Origin of the sequence: Rhizobium sp. TH135 (genome assembly GCF_002855515.1) — a bacterium.
Lineage (GTDB): Bacteria > Pseudomonadota > Alphaproteobacteria > Rhizobiales > Rhizobiaceae > Allorhizobium.
Window position 1 is genome coordinate 1 of the sequence record NZ_PKRP01000006.1, and the last position, 16,884, is coordinate 16,884.

The 16,884-nt window shown below is 60.9% G+C and carries 14 protein-coding genes and 1 riboswitch; of the genes, 4 read left to right on the top strand and 10 right to left on the bottom strand.

The window, feature by feature from the left end:
* The 3 genes from C0V73_RS23405 to C0V73_RS17480 all read right to left on the bottom strand — a co-directional run.
* A partial coding sequence (locus C0V73_RS23405) for an NAD-binding protein (RefSeq protein WP_143708352.1) occupies positions 1–96 on the bottom strand: 96 nt, incomplete at its 3' end.
* 204 nt (positions 97–300) lie between these two features.
* A complete protein-coding gene (locus tag C0V73_RS17475) occupies positions 301–1,626 on the bottom strand; it encodes an MFS transporter (RefSeq protein ID WP_102021298.1) in 1,326 nt (441 codons plus the stop codon).
* A 32-nt stretch (positions 1,627–1,658) separates the two neighbouring features.
* On the bottom strand, positions 1,659–1,823 hold the full coding sequence (locus C0V73_RS17480; RefSeq protein WP_102021299.1) for a DUF2256 domain-containing protein: 165 nt from the start codon (positions 1,821–1,823) through the stop codon (positions 1,659–1,661).
* 137 nt (positions 1,824–1,960) lie between these two features.
* On the opposite strand from C0V73_RS17480, the gene C0V73_RS17485 reads away from it, so the two are divergent.
* Positions 1,961–2,947: an aldo/keto reductase gene (locus C0V73_RS17485; RefSeq protein ID WP_102021300.1), complete on the top strand. Its 987-nt coding sequence runs from the start codon at positions 1,961–1,963 to the stop codon at positions 2,945–2,947.
* A gap of 78 nt (positions 2,948–3,025) precedes the next feature.
* On the opposite strand, the gene C0V73_RS17490 is transcribed toward C0V73_RS17485, so the two are convergent.
* The 6 genes from C0V73_RS17490 to C0V73_RS17515 all read right to left on the bottom strand — a co-directional run bounded on the left by C0V73_RS17490 (position 3,026) and on the right by C0V73_RS17515 (position 12,219).
* Entirely contained in the window at positions 3,026–5,224 is a 2,199-nt protein-coding gene (locus C0V73_RS17490) for an esterase-like activity of phytase family protein (protein ID WP_102021301.1), read from the bottom strand.
* Between the two features lie 100 nt (positions 5,225–5,324).
* A complete protein-coding gene (locus C0V73_RS17495; RefSeq protein WP_102021302.1) occupies positions 5,325–6,224 on the bottom strand; it encodes a DMT family transporter in 900 nt (299 codons plus the stop codon).
* 134 nt (positions 6,225–6,358) lie between these two features.
* Positions 6,359–6,514, bottom strand: a riboswitch (FMN riboswitch).
* A gap of 142 nt (positions 6,515–6,656) precedes the next feature.
* Positions 6,657–6,932 (bottom strand): DNA-binding protein HupB, encoded by a 276-nt coding sequence (hupB, locus tag C0V73_RS17500; protein ID WP_006727558.1) that lies wholly within the window; start codon positions 6,930–6,932, stop codon positions 6,657–6,659.
* Positions 6,933–7,138: 206 nt separating this feature from the next.
* Complete coding sequence (gene lon / locus C0V73_RS17505) at positions 7,139–9,556, bottom strand: endopeptidase La (protein ID WP_102021303.1); 2,418 nt, start codon at positions 9,554–9,556, stop codon at positions 7,139–7,141.
* 461 nt (positions 9,557–10,017) lie between these two features.
* On the bottom strand, positions 10,018–11,295 hold the full coding sequence (gene clpX, locus C0V73_RS17510; protein ID WP_102021304.1) for an ATP-dependent Clp protease ATP-binding subunit ClpX: 1,278 nt from the start codon (positions 11,293–11,295) through the stop codon (positions 10,018–10,020).
* Between the two features lie 288 nt (positions 11,296–11,583).
* Entirely contained in the window at positions 11,584–12,219 is a 636-nt protein-coding gene (locus tag C0V73_RS17515; protein ID WP_076395723.1) for an ATP-dependent Clp protease proteolytic subunit, read from the bottom strand.
* A 358-nt stretch (positions 12,220–12,577) separates the two neighbouring features.
* On the opposite strand from C0V73_RS17515, the gene C0V73_RS17520 reads away from it, so the two are divergent.
* Together C0V73_RS17520 and C0V73_RS17525 are read left to right on the top strand one after the other, a co-directional pair.
* A complete protein-coding gene (locus C0V73_RS17520) occupies positions 12,578–13,834 on the top strand; it encodes a GGDEF domain-containing protein (RefSeq protein WP_102021305.1) in 1,257 nt (418 codons plus the stop codon).
* 51 nt (positions 13,835–13,885) lie between these two features.
* On the top strand, positions 13,886–15,130 hold the full coding sequence (locus C0V73_RS17525) for a cytochrome P450 (RefSeq protein ID WP_102021306.1): 1,245 nt from the start codon (positions 13,886–13,888) through the stop codon (positions 15,128–15,130).
* On the opposite strand, the gene C0V73_RS17530 is transcribed toward C0V73_RS17525, so the two are convergent.
* Positions 15,120–16,103 carry a YafY family protein gene (locus C0V73_RS17530; RefSeq protein WP_102021307.1) on the bottom strand — a complete coding sequence of 328 codons (984 nt, stop codon included), beginning with the start codon at positions 16,101–16,103 and terminating at the stop codon, positions 15,120–15,122. The genes C0V73_RS17525 and C0V73_RS17530 overlap by 11 nt on opposite strands.
* 118 nt (positions 16,104–16,221) lie before the next feature.
* Between C0V73_RS17530 and C0V73_RS17535 the strand changes: the two genes are divergently transcribed.
* The gene (locus C0V73_RS17535; RefSeq protein WP_102021308.1) at positions 16,222–16,878 is read left to right on the top strand and encodes a glutathione S-transferase family protein; all 657 of its coding nucleotides are present in this window, start codon (positions 16,222–16,224) and stop codon (positions 16,876–16,878) included.
* Positions 16,879–16,884: the final 6 nt, after the last annotated feature.

Genomic DNA, 16,884 nt, shown 5'->3' on the forward strand with positions numbered 1-16,884 from the left:
CGACTTATCGACACAGATCACCTCGTGACCGAAGTCCGCCAGACAGGCTCCCGACACCAGGCCGACATAACCCGAACCGATCATCACAATGCGCATTCAACACCTATATCGACCAAATATTGCACCCGAGCCCACGGCTTTGCCGGTTGTGGAGCATAAAACACGACACAGAGATGACAAACCGTGAACGCCCACAGCGTTCTGCGACGAAACTGAACAAAGTCGTCAGTTTGCCGCCGCCGAGTGCTCCAGGTGCCGATCTAACGGTCGGCTACAGATCTGTCAAAGAAGCTGGAGCGCTCAGGTCTGGCCTTCAACGCTCGAACGCAGCCTATGATGAGCCGCCTCATCGAGGGAAAAATTCCACATGAGGGCGATGGCTACGAGCTTCGGCAGAATGGGCAGGAAGGCATAGAGTGCGGTCAGCGTGGTCAGCGCCTCCGGCGTCTGGGTCGCGGTCTGGTCGCCAATGAAGCCGGCGAGGTCGAGGAGCGGGAAGACGATACCTGCGGAAAGGGCGACCGCAAGCTTGGTGATGAAACTCCAGGCGGCGAAATAGAGGCCGGAGCGCTGTTCGCCTGACGAGACCGTATCATTGTCGATGACATCGGCCTGGATGGCCGGGGGCAGCGTCAGGTCGAAGCCAAGCAGCAGACCGGTGACGACGCAGACGATGGTGAAGGCGAGAACATCGCCCTCCCCGAGGAAACCAGCGACCGAGAAGACGGCGCAGGCAAGGAACATGGCGAAGCACCAGGCGCGGTGTTTGCCGAGGCATTTTGCAGTTGCCACGGCCAGGGGGACGCCGGCGATGGCGCAGAGGAAATAGGTGAAGAGCAGCGGACCCTGCATGGCGGGAGCACCGAGGCGCTGCCCGACGAAATAGATGAAGAGCGATGCGGGGATGGCATTGGCAAAGCTGTTCAGCAGGAAGGCGGATGCGAGCCGCAGGAAGGGGCCGTTGGCGCGCAGATGGCGGAAGCCCTCCCGCAAGGACAGCTTGCGCCGGGAGAAATCCACCGGCTCGGGCACATTCGCCACGGCAAGCAGGCCGGCCAAAGGCAGGGCGACGGCGATGAAAACGGCGATCCAGGCAAGGCCATGGAAGCCGACAGCCGTGTCCAGGCCGCCGACGAAGGGCAGTGTGATGGCAATCAGTGAGCCGACCAGCGTGGCACCTTCCCGCCAGGCGGAGAGCTTGACGCGGGCCTGGTAGCCGGTCGCAAGTTCCGCACCCCAGGCCGTGTAGGGCAGCAGAGACCAGGTGGCGCCGATGGAGAGCGCCACGCCCCAGAAGGCGAGATAACCAATGCCGGCATCTTCGGGTGGCCAGAACAGCATGAAGGCCGCGAGCGCCGTCAGCGGCGTCGAGATCAAAAAGAAGAAGCGGCGACGACCGAAGCGGGAGCGGACCCGATCGGAAAGCCAGCCGAACAGTGGATCAGTGATCGCATCGATCAGGCGGATACCGAGCAGCACGGCCCCAATCGTCGCCAGCGACATGGCGAAGTGGTCGGCATAGAAGGTCGGCAACACGATGTAGAAGGGAAGCGCGATCGCAGCCATGGGGATCGCCGGAAGCGCGTAAAATGCGAGGCGCGCGGAGGCCGGGGCTTGGTCTGTCATGGGTATCCGATCACTGGTGTGTCTGGAGTGGTCTACGGCTTGTCGGCGCTTCCGGTTTTGCCAGTCCGGCGGCATCGTTCGGAACAGTAGACGACGTTTTCCCAGTCCCGCTCCCACTTCTTGCGCCAGGCGAAGGGTTTGCGGCAGACGAGACAGGTTTTCTGGGGCAGATCGCCCTTGCGGATCATCTTCGGCATTGGTCTCTTTCGCTTCCTGCGATGCAATTCGCATCTGAGGCCGGCGCGGATCACTTCAAGACATCTAAGCGGTTGAAGCTTGCCACACCCTGCCCCACTTGCTAGCTCGAAACCGCAATCACGGGAGAGACATCACGATGCGAGAACATAAATTCGGCCGGACGGAGTTTACCGTCAGCGATATCGGCTTCGGCGCCTGGCAGATCGGTGGGTCCTGGGGCGAAGTATCGGAGGCCGATGGTCGGGCAGCGCTCAATGCGGCACTCGACGCCGGCATGACATTTATCGACACGGCAGACGTCTATGGTGACGGTCGCTCAGAAAAGATCATTGCTGAAGTCCTGAAGGCACGCGGCGGCAAGCGACCCATGGTGGCGTCCAAGGCCGGTCGCAGGCTCAACCCGCATGTGGCTGATGGCTACACCAAGGCCAATATCGAGGCCTTCATCGATCGGTCGCTGCAGAACCTCGAAATCGACAGCCTCGACCTCGTGCAGCTGCACTGCCCACCGACCGACGTCTACTATCGTCAGGAGATGTTCGAGGGGCTCGAAGAGATCCGCAAGGCCGGCAAGATCAAGCATTACGGCGTGTCGGTGGAAAAGGTCGAGGAAGCGCTGAAGGCAATCGAATATCCAGGCGTCGTCTCGGTGCAGATCATCTTCAACATGTTCCGCCAGCGCCCGGCTGCCCTCTTCTTCCAGGAAGCCAAGCGCCGCAACGTCGCGGTCATCGCGCGCGTCCCGCTGGCAAGCGGCCTGCTTTCGGGCAAGATCACCGCCAACACCCAGTTTGCTGCAGAAGATCACCGCAACTTCAACCGCAATGGCGAAGCCTTCGATGTGGGCGAGACCTTTGCGGGCGTTCCCTTCGAGACGGGTCTCGCAGCGGTTGAGGAAGTCCGCAAGCTGGTCCCCGCTGGTGCTTCCATGGCACAGTTCGCACTCCGCTGGATCCTGATGCACGAGGCCGTCACGGTCGTCATCCCCGGCGCCCGCAACGGTGAGCAGGCCAAGGCAAATGCTGCGGCCTCCGATCTGGCCGCCCTCACTGCCGATGTCATGGCAGCGTCGCGCGAGGTCTATGAGCGGCTGATCGCGCCGCATGTTCATCACCGCTGGTAAGACGCTAAAGCGTTCAAAGAAAGAGGCCGGGTGAGTGATCACCCGGCCTCTTTTGTTTTACGTGCTCTGATCTTTGGATCAGTTCGTGCCCTGCAGGTTCACTTCCCAGAACAAGGTCTCGCCAGACGAGTCATCCACACCGTCGTTGTCGGTGACGGCGAAAGCCTTGCCCGAGGCGTCGAAGGCGAAGCCTTCGAGCTTGTCGACAACGTAGCCGTTCGTGGCGGCCTTCAGGTCCGGAATGAAGTCGTGGACTTCTTCCTTGGTGACCGTCGGCAGCTCTTCGCCAATCTTGGCAGGCTTCAGGTCGGCGATGGCGACGCGGTAGAGCTTCTTCAGCTTGGCGTTATCACCGACCTGGTTGTCGCGCTCGACGATGTAGACGTGGTCGCCATGGGCAGTGATTTCCGACAGGCCGACCCAACCTTCGCCAGCAGCCTCGAGCGGATAGCGAACAGCGCCCCATTCCTTGGACTTGGGGTTGTAGGAGAGAAGCTTGACCGAGCCCTTCTCGTCATCGCCCCATTCGCGCTGAACGGCCATCCAGAGCGTCATGTCGTCGCCCGAGCCGATGGCGGTGATGCCTTCCAGGCCAAAGCGGGTCTGGCCGGCGAGCAGTTCAGCGGGGAAGCCGATCTCGGCCTTGATCTCACCCTTGGCGTCGACATTGTAGAGACCGTGGCCAACGAGCTTGGCCGGATCACCTTCCGATGCCAGCCAGAAGCCACCCTTGCCGTCGAGGGCAATGCCCTCGATGTCGAGCTTCTGGGCAGCTGCGCCACCGCGTGTGATCGGCAGCGCGGTGGTGATGATGGCCGGCTTCTGCGTTGCGTCGATCGTGAAGATCGAGGGCTGCATGGCGTAGAAGCTGTCGTTGACGGCATAGAGCGTGCCTGCCTTCTCGGCATCGCCGACGAGACCCGACAGAGCGCCCCAACCGATCGGTGCGCCATCAACCATGGCCGATTCGATCATCGGATAGGCAGCTGTGCCCTCGCCCAGTTCGTAGAGCATGACATGCGAACGCGGGCCGCTGTCTTCGCCAAGGTCAACTTCGTTGGCGGTGACCAGCAGGTTGCGCGAGGGGATGGCGACGGCGCCTTCCGGCGAAACGCCCGACGGCAGAAGCTGGGTGAGTTTCGGCTCGGCGCCCGTGTCCTTGTAGACCGCGGCGACCGAGGAGCGCTCGGCGAGCACGAAGAAGTAGTTCTGATCGCCGAAGGTTGCGGCTTCCAGGCCCTCCGGCTCGACGCCCTTGGAGCGGGCGCGCTTGTCGGGGAAGTGGCCGATCTGGGCGATCGCCATTTCCAGCGAGGCACCCGATTCGTAAGCGACCTTGCCGGTCTTGTCGAAGATGGTGAAGCCACGCGAACCGCCGTTCCAGTCACCTTCATTGGCAACAACGATACGATTGTCGTCGAGCCACTTCACAGCGTCAGGCTCGCGCGGCACGCCTTCCTTGGAGCCTGAGAACTTCAGAGCGCCTTCAGACTTGGTGTCGATACCTTCCAGGTCAACGGTGCCGGCGGAGAAGTGGGCCTTCACCTCACCCGTTTTGCCGTCAACGATGGCAATGTGGTTGTTTTCCTGCAGCGTGACGGCGATTTCGCCGAGGCTGTTGATTGCGACGAATTCCGGCTCCGGATCTTCTGGGGCGACTTCGGCAAGACCGGTCAGGGCGACGCGCTTCATGGTGCCGCAATCGGCAACGCCGTCCTTCAGAGAGATAATGACGAGGTCACCGGCCGGCATCTGCGGCAGGGCACCGTCGTTGACGTCTTCGTCACGCTCGTTCTCAATCGCGATCGCGACGAAGGAGCCGTCCTTGGCAACGGCAACAGAATCCGGCTGGCCGCCAATGTCGCAGGTCGCGTCGACAGCCTTGGAGGCGATGTCGACAACGGCGAGCTTGCCCGACGGGCTGGTGAAGCTCTCGGACGTGTTTACGCCGACAAGAACCTTAGCTCCAGCCACGGAAACGGATGTCGGCTCGCCGTCCATCATCAAAGCGCCGGCAGCCTTCGGTGCCTTAGCGTCGGTGATGTCGATAAAGCCGATGCCGCCGAGCGGGCTGTCGGAATAGATCAGCGTGTTGCCGTCTTCCGAGGCCGTGATGATTTCGGCAGAGGTGGTGGAGAGCTTTTCCTTGTCGGCCGGCAGGTTGGCGGCGACGGGGAAAGTGGCGATACGGTTGAAGACCTGTTCGGCAGCGGCCGGCAGGGCCACGGATGCAAAAAGCGCCGCCGTCAGGGCGACGCGGGAGAGACCATGGGTCATCGGGAAACCTCCAGTATCCAGAAATGGAACAGGAGGTTTCTGAGCCAGTCCGATGACAGTCGGATGACAGCACGATGTCGATCCGACATTTCCCTTCAGATCAGGCCGGCACTGTTTCCTTGCCCGCCTCTCGCAGCATCAGGAAGAGCGACGCACCGAGGATCAGAAGCGCACCGAGCCACAGATAGCCGCTCGGTGCATAGCCGAACACGATCCAACCGGCGAAGACATTGAGCGGCAGTTTCAGGTCGTCGAAAGGCTGCACATAGGCCGCATCGGCAGCGTTGTAGGCGAGCGTCAGCAGATACTGGCCGAGGGCTGTGAGGAGGCCTGCGCCCAGAAGCAGCCAGAGCGTCAGCCCCTCCGGCATGACGAAGCCACCCGCGACCGCCAGGCCAGCATTGATCGGGGTCAGCAGGACCAGAAGCCAGACAGTCACGGTTTCCGGCGCCTCGTAGTGGGTGAGGTTCTTCATGATCAGAGACGAGCCGCCCCAAAGCAGCGCGGAGAGCACCGGCAGGAGGGCTGCCAGGGTGAACGTGTCCGACCAGGGCTGGAGGATGATCATCGCTCCGACAAAGCCCGTCAGCGTCGCAAGCCAACGGTCGCGACCGACGGTCTCACCAAGGAAGAGGCGTGCGCCGATGATGATGAAGAAGGGCGAGGTCATGACAAGCGCGATGGCCTGCCAGATCGGCACGGTGGCGAGGCCCGTCACCCAGGCCTGAACGCCGAAAGCGGCGAGCAGGACGCGCAGGATGTGGCGAACCGGATACGCCGTCTTCATGGCGCGGAGGCCGAGCCGGAACAGCAGCGGAAGAGAGAGGACGAGAGCAAAGCCATACTGCCAGAAGGCGGTCGAGGCCGGCGGAAAGCCGAGTGTCATCGAGAGCCACTGGGTGACGACATTGAGAATGGCAAAAGCAACGCCTGCCAAAACCATAAATCCGGCACCGACAACGGCCCGGGAGCGCAGAATAGAAACCGAGCTCTGATTCATGTCATTTTTCCTTAATCCAAAGGACCAACACAAATCAGGACAGATGAGGACGATAAGACCGGCCCCGGACGGGGAACGGCAGCACGCAGCAGCGCCCACACCGGATCCGAGGATCCGACGAAGGTGCAGCCTGACCTCATTCTCTTTCATCCGGACTTTAACCGTCGGCTCCGGAGTTACACCGGATCTGCTGACCCTGCCCTCCCCTTCAGGAGCAACAGGCGCTCGCGGGCTTGGGGGTTACCCCCTTTACCGCCGGTGGGGAATTTCACCCCGCCCTGAGAACGAATGCCGGAACAACCGGCACCAAAAGAGGTAAGCAAGAAATTGCTGCAGCGCAAGAGCGCAAAAAGAAAGCCCGGCACAGAGGCCGGGCTCACCAGAGATGTCAGCTGACCATCGGCACCGAAGGGTGGCGACGGTCACGACGGATCAGCTGTTGACAGCGTCCTTCAGGCCCTTGCCGGCCGTGAACTTCGGAACGTTGCGAGCCGGAATGTCGACTTCAGCGCCGGTGGACGGGTTGCGGCCCTTGGAGGCTTCGCGACGGGCGACGGTGAAGGCGCCGAAGCCAGCGAGACGAATGTCGCCGCCGTTCTTCAGTTCAGCCTGGACCGTTTCAAAAACGGCATCAACGGCAGAGGCTGCGTCAGCCTTGGTGAGGCCAGCCTTCTCGGCGACCGCGGATACGAGTTCGTTCTTGTTCATGTTTCCACCCTTTCTGATTGGTATGAAACGACTCAAATGATTAAGTCGGGCGGAGAATACGAAAGCTTCTGCCCTTCGCAACTCAAAAGCACCCGAAAGCCCCGGAAAACAAGCCTTTTAAGCGGCTTTTCACAAAAAAGGCTGGCAAAAATGCCAGCCTTTTTGTCGGTTTTGGAGCTTTGTGGCTCACTTATGGCAGAATTGCCTCAGTGAGCGACTGTTGCACCGGTTTCGTCGGTTCCATCGACTACGCCGATTGCCGGCGTTTCGACGGTTCCGTCCCATTCAATCGGTTCAGGCACGCGAACCAGAGCATGACGGATCACCTCGCCCATACGGGACACAGGGATGATCTCCATGTTGTTCTTCACGTTGTCCGGGATGTCTGCCAGATCCTTGGCGTTCTCTTCCGGGATCAGAACCTTCTTGATGCCACCACGAAGTGCTGCGAGCAGCTTTTCCTTGAGGCCACCGATCGGCAGGACGCGGCCGCGAAGCGTCACTTCACCGGTCATCGCGACATCCTTCGAGACCGGAATGCCGGTCATGATGGAGACGATGGCGGTTGCCATGGCGATACCGGCCGACGGACCGTCCTTCGGGGTTGCACCTTCCGGAACGTGAACGTGGATGTCCGACTTGTCGAAGCGCGGAGGCTCGATGCCGAAATCAACGGCGCGCGCACGGACATAGGATGCCGCAGCGGATATCGATTCCTTCATCACTTCCTTCAGGTTGCCCGTCACCGTCATGCGGCCCTTGCCGGGCATCATGACGCCTTCGATGGTCAGCAGCTCGCCGCCCACTTCCGTCCAGGCCAGACCCGTGACAACGCCCACCTGGTCTTCGCCCTCTGCTTCGCCGTGGCGGAAGCGCGGGACGCCCAGATATTCGTTGATGTTCTCACCGGTCACGGCAACCGAGGTTACCTTGCCCTTGATGATTTCGGTGACTGCCTTACGGGCGAGCTTCATCAGCTCACGTTCGAAGGAACGAACACCGGCTTCGCGGGTGTATTGCTGGATGATCGCCAGGATCGCCGAGTCGGCCACGGAGAATTCCTCCGGACGCAGGGCGTGTTCCTTGATCGCCTTCGGCAGCAGGTGCCGCTTGGCAATCTCGAGCTTTTCATCCTCGGTGTAACCGGCAATACGGATGATCTCCATACGGTCCATCAGCGGACCCGGGATGTTCAGCGTGTTGGCGGTCGTCACGAACATGACGTTCGACAGGTCATATTCCACTTCGAGATAGTGATCCATGAAGGTCGAGTTCTGTTCAGGATCCAGCACCTCGAGCAGAGCCGAAGACGGATCGCCACGGAAGTCCATGCCCATCTTGTCGATCTCGTCGAGCAGGAAGAGCGGGTTGGACTTCTTGGCCTTCTTCATCGACTGCACGATCTTGCCGGGCATGGAGCCGATATAGGTCCGGCGGTGACCGCGGATCTCGGCTTCGTCACGGACGCCACCGAGCGCCATGCGCACATATTCGCGACCGGTCGCCTTGGCGATCGACTTGGCGAGCGAGGTCTTGCCGACGCCCGGAGGACCAACGAGGCAGAGGATCGGACCTTTAAGCTTCGTCGCACGCGCCTGAACGGCGAGATATTCGACGATGCGTTCCTTGACCTTGTCGAGACCGAAATGGTCTTCGTCGAGGGTCTTTTCTGCCGCGTTGAGGTCGATCTTGACCTTCGACTTCTTGCCCCAGGGAAGGCCCAGCAGCCAGTCGAGATAGTTGCGCACGACGGTGGCTTCCGCCGACATCGGGCTCATGTGACGCAGCTTCTTCAGCTCGGCGTCGGCCTTTTCCTTGGCTTCCTTGGAAAGCTTGGTCTTGGCGATGCGCTCTTCCAGTTCGGCCATCTCGTCACGGCCGTCTTCGCCGTCGCCGAGTTCCTTCTGGATCGCCTTCATCTGTTCGTTGAGGTAGTACTCGCGCTGGGTCTTCTCCATCTGGCGCTTGACGCGCGAGCGGATACGCTTCTCGACCTGGAGAACCGAGATCTCGCCTTCCATGAAGCCGAGCGCCTTTTCAAGACGCGTCTTCACGCTCACCGTTTCCAGCATTTCCTGCTTTTCGGTGATCTTGATGGAGAGGTGCGAAGCGACCGTATCGGCAAGTTTCGAGTAGTCCTCGATCTGGCTTGCGGCGCCGACGACCTCGGGAGAGATCTTCTTGTTCAGCTTGACGTAGTTCTCGAACTCCGAGACCACCGAGCGAGACAGGGCCTCGATCTCGACGGCATCTTCATCCGGCTCTGCCAGGATGCGGGCCTTCGCCTCGTAATAATCTTCGCGGGCCGTATAGGCCTCGACCTTGGCGCGCGCGCGTCCTTCGATCAGCACCTTCACGGTGCCGTCGGGCAGCTTCAGGAGCTGGAGGACATTGGCGACGGTGCCGACTTCGTAGATGGCGTCCGGGGCCGGATCGTCATCACTGGCGTTGATCTGCGTGGCCAGCATGATCTGCTTGTCGGAGCCCATCACCTCTTCCAGAGCGCGAATGGACTTCTCACGGCCGACGAACAGCGGAACGATCATGTGAGGAAACACCACGATGTCGCGCAGAGGCAGCACCGGATAGGTGTTCACCTCGTTTGCAGCTGACGTATTCGTCATTTCACTTCCTTTCAAACGTCCCGGGGAAACCGGGACTCCATGCCGACCCAGAAGAGGCGTCAGGCATATTTTTAGATCCTCCAACAAGTGGAGTGGCGTTCCCGCCAATTCAAGCCTGCTGCCCGTGCCCAACCCGAATCTGTGACATCAGCATGACAGACCCTGCCCGCTTTCACACTACATTGCGGACCTGATGCGAACCATGCGCGTCACTTCGTCGCCTGAAAGGCAGCCGGTCGTCGCATGGATGATCGGGGACGCGGATACGCGGGTAACGGCGACGCAGAACTCAAGCGTTCACTCACCCCTGTTCTAGCCCAATCGACGGGCCTGACAACAGCGGAATACCGTAAATGGACAAGGGCTCCGGAGATAACCACAGGCAGCACCAAAAAAAGATCGCCTGAAACGGAAAAGCCCGCCACAAGGGCGGGCTTTTCGCTGCAATTGATCCGAACCGATCAGGCGGAGGCGTTGGCCTTCTCTTCCTGGCGATCGGCATAGATGTAGAGCGGGCGGGAATTGCCGTTCACGACATCGTCGGAGATGACGACTTCGCGAACGCCTTCCAGTTCCGGCAGTTCGAACATCGTGTCGAGCAGGATCTTTTCCATGATCGAGCGAAGACCACGGGCGCCGGTCTTGCGGGTGATCGCCTTGCGGGCGATCTCGCGAAGTGCGTCCTCGTGGAACGTCAGTTCCACGTCTTCCATCTCGAACAGGCGCTGGTACTGCTTGACGAGCGCGTTCTTCGGCTCGGACAGGATCTGGATCAGGGCGTCCTCATCGAGATCCTCGAGCGTTGCCAGAACCGGCAGACGACCGATGAATTCCGGGATGAGGCCGAACTTGACCAGATCTTCCGGCTCCAGTTCGCGCAGGACTTCGCCAACGCGACGATCGTCTTCCGCCTTCACCGTTGCGCCAAAACCGATGGAGGTCTTTTCGCCACGGGCAGAGATGATCTTGTCGAGGCCGGCAAAGGCGCCGCCGCAGATGAACAGGATGTTGGTCGTATCCACCTGCAGGAATTCCTGCTGCGGATGCTTGCGGCCACCCTGCGGAGGTACGGAGGCAACCGTACCTTCCATGATCTTCAGAAGCGCCTGCTGAACGCCCTCGCCCGACACGTCGCGGGTAATCGAAGGGTTGTCCGACTTGCGGGAAATCTTGTCGACTTCGTCGATGTAGACGATGCCGCGCTGGGCGCGCTCGACATTGTAATCCGCAGACTGAAGCAGCTTCAGGATGATGTTCTCGACGTCTTCACCGACATAACCGGCTTCGGTCAGGGTGGTGGCATCCGCCATGGTGAAGGGCACGTCGATGATGCGGGCCAGCGTCTGGGCAAGATAGGTCTTGCCGCAGCCGGTCGGGCCGACGAGCATGATGTTCGACTTCGCCAGTTCGACGTCACCGCCCTTGGAGGCGTGCGAGAGGCGCTTGTAGTGGTTGTGCACGGCCACAGACAGGATCTTCTTCGCCTGCTTCTGACCGATCACGTATTCGTCGAGGATCTTGATGATGTCCTGCGGCGTGGGAACGCCGTCGCGGGACTTGACCATCGAAGACTTGTTCTCTTCGCGGATGATGTCCATGCAGAGTTCGACGCATTCATCGCAGATGAACACAGTCGGTCCGGCAATCAGCTTGCGGACCTCGTGCTGGCTCTTGCCGCAGAAGGAACAATAAAGGGTATTCTTGGAGTCACCGCCGTTGCTTCCGCTGACTTTGCTCATGTCTTTATCCTTCCAGCACGCCGCGCCACCGCAGTCACGGCAGGGCGGTCACTCACACTGTCCGGTTCCCTCCGCCGCCGTTGGGGGGAACCTCTTCCGATCCGGAGCTACTAGCCGATCCGACCTTGTCGGAGCGGCGGCAACGAAAACTCCCAGTCTCGGCAGACTATGTCACAAAGATTCAACATAGCCTTAATCTTACTATTAGCGCTTTTGCGCCGACTTTAAACCCCGCCTGCCATCACGTCTGCCGGCATCGACCCGATGCCGGCGTCTGGCTTGCGTGGATCAGGCCGACGGCGCAACGCCTTCCATTTCGGCACGCGAGGTCAGGATGCGGTCGATGATACCCCAGTCCTTGGCTTCGCTCGATTCCATGAAGTGGTCACGATCAAGCGTGTTCTCGACTTCGTCATAGGTCTTGCCGGTGTGCTTGACATAGACCTCGTTCAGGCGACGCTTCATCTTAATAATGTCACGAGCATGGCGCTCGATGTCGGATGCCTGGCCCTGGAAGCCGCCCGAGGGCTGGTGAACCATGATGCGGGAGTTCGGCGTTGCGAAGCGCATGCCCTTTTCGCCAGCGGCGAGCAGCAGCGAGCCCATGGACGCGGCCTGACCGATGCAGAGCGTCGATACAGCCGGACGGATGAACTGCATCGTGTCGTAGATCGCCATGCCGGAGGTGACGACACCGCCCGGCGAATTGATGTAGATGGCGATTTCCTTCTTCGGGTTCTCGGCTTCGAGGAAGAGAAGCTGGGCGCAGACGAGCGACGCCATCGTGTCTTCGACCGGCCCCGTCAGGAAGATGATCCGCTCCTTCAGCAGTCGAGAAAAGATGTCGTAGGAGCGCTCGCCACGGTTGGTCTGCTCGACGACCATCGGCACCAGAGCGAGAGCGGTATCAACGGGATTTCTCATGTCGGTCCTTTTTAAGCCTCTCCCCGGCACATCCGGTGGCGGGAATCACGTAATCTTTGTCAATCCCTACATAGAGTGTCCGCACCCCGACATTCAAGACATGAGGACCGGATATCCTTAATGGTCGGATTGCGCTCAGCACTGCAGATCCTCAGTTTCCGGCCACGCACCTGCACTACGAGAGGGATCGCGTCGCATCGATGCACAAGAAAAGTCTAACATGGTGAAATTTCGGTAACTCCGCGAACGGCGCAGTTCGAATAACCCACCAAATCCTGCAGGTTTTCATAGTGACTGTTTAACCGGCATGGGCCATTCTGGTGCGATAGTCTACCGAAATCATTTCAGGAACTGCATCGTGATCGACGTGAAGACCGCGTTCTTGCTGTGGGTCGTCCAGACCAGCACGTTCGCAATTCTGCTTATGGCCATCTGGCTGCACGCGCGGGATCACAAGTATTTCCTGTGGTTCGGTATCGGCTTCCTCATCCACGCCAGCGGCCTTGGACTCGTTGGTCTTCGCGGCCAAATCCCGGATTTCATCTCGATCCAGGTCGCCAATACCATCTCGCTTCTGGCCTTCGGCTTCTGGGCGAAGGGGCTTTCGACGCTCGACCAACGCCGGATCCCGCTGCTTGCCTGGGCACCGACGCTGGTGTGGTTTCTCGGCAATCTCGTGCCCTTCATCCGCGCCGACTTCGCGCTTCGGGTTTCGCTTTACAATGTCGCGGCGACCCTCGGCTTTGCGATACTCGCCTTCATCGCCGCGCGGGCCAGCTTCAGTTCCGGTCGCTACCGCGCCTTCCTGACGATGAACTGGGTGACCCAGGCGGTTGCCTGCGGGGGCTTCGCCGTCTTTGTCGTCTTCCGCCGTCCGACCAGTTTCGCCGATAACTTCGTCGGCGTGTGGATGGGAACGATCGCTCTGATCGGCTTCATCACGTCAGTCGTCATCCTTGCGAAGATCATGATGGACCGGTCGCAGGAGCAGCTGCAGGCACTCGTGCGCACCGACCCGCTCACGGGCGTGCTGAACAGGCGCGGATTTTCCGAAGCCTATCAGGGACTGGTGGAGAGCTCCCCCCTCGATACGCTCGGGGTCCTGGTTTTCGACCTCGATCACTTCAAGCAGATCAACGACCGGCATGGGCACACGACCGGGGACAGGGTGCTGCAGGAATTTGCCGATGTCTGCCTGTCGCTGCTTCCACAACGGGCGGTCTTTGCGCGCACCGGCGGCGAGGAATTTGCAGCCGTGCTGGCGATCTCAGAGCCACGGGATGCGGCGCTGTTTGCCGAAACCGTGCGGCTTGCGCTTGCCGACCGCAGCATTCCGACCGGTGAAGAGCCGATCTCGGTGACCACCAGCGTCGGCATCTCGATCAGCCCGCTTCGCACGGCCAATCTGGATCATCTCCTGTCGGAGGCGGATCTCGCGCTTTACACGGCGAAGGCACAGGGGCGAAACCGCACCTCGGTTCGCGCCGGCAACCGGATCGTGACCGTTCCGCCATCCCGCGAAGAGCGCCCCCTCGACGACGTCGACCGCCAGGCCGACCGGCAGGTGGCCATTCTCAATCGCATCTCCGCCGTTGCCCACAAGCTGGACGACTGAGCGCCGCCCCTTCCCCTTGCGTGACGGACTGCAAAGACTAAACAGGACAGCATGACACAGACCTCGTTCCTCTCCATCGATCCGGCCACCCGCCGGGTTTCGCTCGACGCTCGTGATCCCGCCTTCTATGGCGATCCGAACCGCACTTACGCGGCGCTCCATGCGCAATGTCCGACCTTCTACTGGGAGGAGCAGAAGCAGTGGTTCTTCACCGGCTATGACCATGTGAATGCGCTGCTGCGCGATCGCCGCTTCGGCCGGCAGATCCTGCATATTGCGACGCGCGAGGAGCTGGGCATGCCAGAACCCGCCGAGCACACCCGGCATTTCGACAAGGCCGAGGAGCATTCGCTGCTCGAAATCGAGCCGCCGGAGCACACGCGGCTGCGGACCCTCGTCAACCGCGCCTTTGTCTCCCGCCACGTGGAGAAGATGACCCCGGAGATCGAGGCGCTTGCCAACCGGCTGATCGACGATTTCGAGAAAGATGGCAGGACAGAGCTTCTGGCCAGCTTTGCCGACATCATTCCGGTGACGATGATCGCACGGATGATCGGCATCCCCGAGGACATGGGCCCGCAGCTCCTGAAATGGAGCCACGATTATGTCGGCATGTACATGTTCAAGCGGACCCGCGCCGACGAGGAGGCAGCTGATCGCTCTGCCAAGGAGTTCGCGGACTATGTGCGCGAGGTGATCGCTGAGAGACGCGCCGAGCCGCGCGACGATCTGCTCAGCCACATGATCCACACGGAGCACAAGGGGCAGTTCCTCACCGAGGACGAGCTGATCTCGACGACGATCGTGCTGCTCAATGCCGGCCACGAGGCGACCGTGCACCAGATCGGCAATTCGGTGCGGGTGATCCTCGAAAGCGGGATTGATCCCGCAACGCTGTTCACCGACGAGAAGACGACGGAGCGGACTGTCGAGGAGACGCTTCGGATCTGCGCGCCGGTGCATATCTTCCAGCGCTGGTGCCTGGAGCCTTGCGAAATCGACGGCGTGTCCTTCAAGCGTGGCGACAAGGTGAGCCTGATCCTCGCTGCCGCCAATCTCGATCCGCAGAAATTTCCGGACCCGCTGACATTCAAGCCGGGTCGCGATGAAGGGGCCAATCTCTCTTTTGGCGCCGGCATTCATTTCTGCATCGGCGCGCCACTCGCGCGTCTCGAACTCAACATCGTGCTGCCGCTGCTTTTCAAGCGCTTGCCGGGGTTGAAGATCGCCGAGACGCCCACGGTCAAGGACGTCTATCATTTCCACGGCCTGGAGCAGCTCGACCTCACCTGGTGAGGTCGGCTGCATCGGCGTAGCGGGCCGTCAGAGCTTCGACGGCCTGACGCATGGCGAGACGCAGGTCTGGCGGGTCGAGGACCTCGGCTTCCGTTCCAAGCTTCAGCATTTCCGAAACGGCCATGCGCTCATGTGCCACGGGGAGCCGAACCATGCGCCAGCCGCGCTCATCGGGTTCGCCGATAAATTCGAGGTTGGCGCGGACGTAAGGCGGCGCCATGTGCTCGATTTCTTTCAGGCCCCAAGGTGAGAGGCGGATCACTGCCCAGTTTGGGTAGAGTTCCAGTTCAAGCCGACGCGTGTTTTCGTTCCAGTATTCAGCGAGATCGAAGTCCCTCGGCCAGTCGAAGCGCTCTTCGGTGACGATCAGGTCCAACACTCGTGAGATGCGATAGGTACGCGGTGTGTCGTCGACCCGGGCCACGAGATACCAGGCGCCGCCTTTCATCACGATGCCGAGCGGTTCGGCGACGCGGTTCTTCTCCGCCTTCCAGGAGCGATAGCGCATGCGGATGCGCTTGGAATTCCAGACCGCATCCGCAATCGCTTGTAGGTAGACGGGCTGCTCACCCTCGGCGAGCCAGGCGGGCGCATCGAGATGAAACTTCGACTGCATGCGCCGCGCGCTTTCACGCAGATCCTCCGGCAAGGCGGCGGTGAGCTTTTTCTGGGCGCCGGCCATCAGCGAGCCGAGGCCAAGATCGGCAGCGGCACCGGGGATACCGGAGAGGAACATGGCCTCCGCCTCTGCAGGGGTGAGGCCGTTCAGACGGACGCGGTACCCGTCCAGCAGGCGGTAGCCACCGTCGGAGCCGCGTTCGCTGTAAACAGCGATGCCGGACAGCGAGAGCGCATCGATATCGCGGTAGATGGTGCGCACCGAGACGTCGTTTTCCTCGGCCAAAGCCTCGGCGGTCACCAGCCCCTTCGCTTGTAAGGTCGTCAGTATGTTGATGAGCCGGCTCGCCCGCATCAAGAAATCCTTGTTTGGGCAAGTATGCTAAACCAACCTGACATAATCTGACAGGTATGCCGGCGCATTCTCCTTTCAACGCCTCGCTGGCGTGGTGCATTCCAAAGGGAGACACACGATGACCAAGAACCAGCCGATCACCCTCTTCTACTCGCCCCAGACCCGCGCCACGGGCGCACGCGTGCTGCTCGAGGAACTGAAGGTGCCGTACGCTATGCATGTTTTGAATATGAAGGCGGGAGAGCAGCGGCAGCCGGCCTATCTTGAGATCAATCCGCTCGGCAAGGTGCCGGCGGTGCGTGTCGGCGACACGCTCGTCACCGAACAGGGCGCCATCTACCTTTATCTCGCAGATCTCTTCCCCGAAGCGGACCTTGCCCCTGCCCTCACGGATCCGGATCGCGGCGCTTATCTGCGCTGGCTGTTCATCTACGGCAGCTGCTTCGAACCCGCGGTGGTCGATCGCTTCCTGAAACGCGAGCCGGGATCGATGAACGAGACGCCCTATGCCAGATACGAGTCGCTGATCGACATGCTGGAGGAAGCGCTCAAGACAGGCCCTTACCTGCTCGGCGAGCGCTTTACGGCCGCTGATCTGCTCTGGGGGATTGCGTTGCGCTGGACTACGATGTTCGGCCTTGTCGAGGCCCGCCCGGCGTTTCAGGCCTATATGGCCCGCATCGACGGTAGAGCTAGTGTTCAGAAGGTGTCCGCCGAAGATGCCGCCATGGCCGCCGAGCACGAGGCGGCAGCGGCACGTCTGAAAGCGGGCTGATCACCT

Excerpts from the sequence above, each read along its gene's own strand:
- C0V73_RS17475 (WP_102021298.1), bottom strand. The coding sequence starts at position 1,626 with ATGACAGACCAAGCCCCGGCCTCCGCGCGCCTCGCATTTTACGCGCTT.
- C0V73_RS17480 (WP_102021299.1), bottom strand. The coding sequence starts at position 1,823 with ATGCCGAAGATGATCCGCAAGGGCGATCTGCCCCAGAAAACCTGTCTC.
- C0V73_RS17485 (WP_102021300.1), top strand. The coding sequence starts at position 1,961 with ATGCGAGAACATAAATTCGGCCGGACGGAGTTTACCGTCAGCGATATC.
- C0V73_RS17490 (WP_102021301.1), bottom strand. The coding sequence starts at position 5,224 with ATGACCCATGGTCTCTCCCGCGTCGCCCTGACGGCGGCGCTTTTTGCA.
- C0V73_RS17495 (WP_102021302.1), bottom strand. The coding sequence starts at position 6,224 with ATGAATCAGAGCTCGGTTTCTATTCTGCGCTCCCGGGCCGTTGTCGGT.
- hupB (WP_006727558.1), bottom strand. The coding sequence starts at position 6,932 with ATGAACAAGAACGAACTCGTATCCGCGGTCGCCGAGAAGGCTGGCCTC.
- lon (WP_102021303.1), bottom strand. The coding sequence starts at position 9,556 with ATGACGAATACGTCAGCTGCAAACGAGGTGAACACCTATCCGGTGCTG.
- clpX (WP_102021304.1), bottom strand. The coding sequence starts at position 11,295 with ATGAGCAAAGTCAGCGGAAGCAACGGCGGTGACTCCAAGAATACCCTT.
- C0V73_RS17515 (WP_076395723.1), bottom strand. The coding sequence starts at position 12,219 with ATGAGAAATCCCGTTGATACCGCTCTCGCTCTGGTGCCGATGGTCGTC.
- C0V73_RS17525 (WP_102021306.1), top strand. The coding sequence starts at position 13,886 with ATGACACAGACCTCGTTCCTCTCCATCGATCCGGCCACCCGCCGGGTT.
- C0V73_RS17530 (WP_102021307.1), bottom strand. The coding sequence starts at position 16,103 with ATGCGGGCGAGCCGGCTCATCAACATACTGACGACCTTACAAGCGAAG.
- C0V73_RS17535 (WP_102021308.1), top strand. The coding sequence starts at position 16,222 with ATGACCAAGAACCAGCCGATCACCCTCTTCTACTCGCCCCAGACCCGC.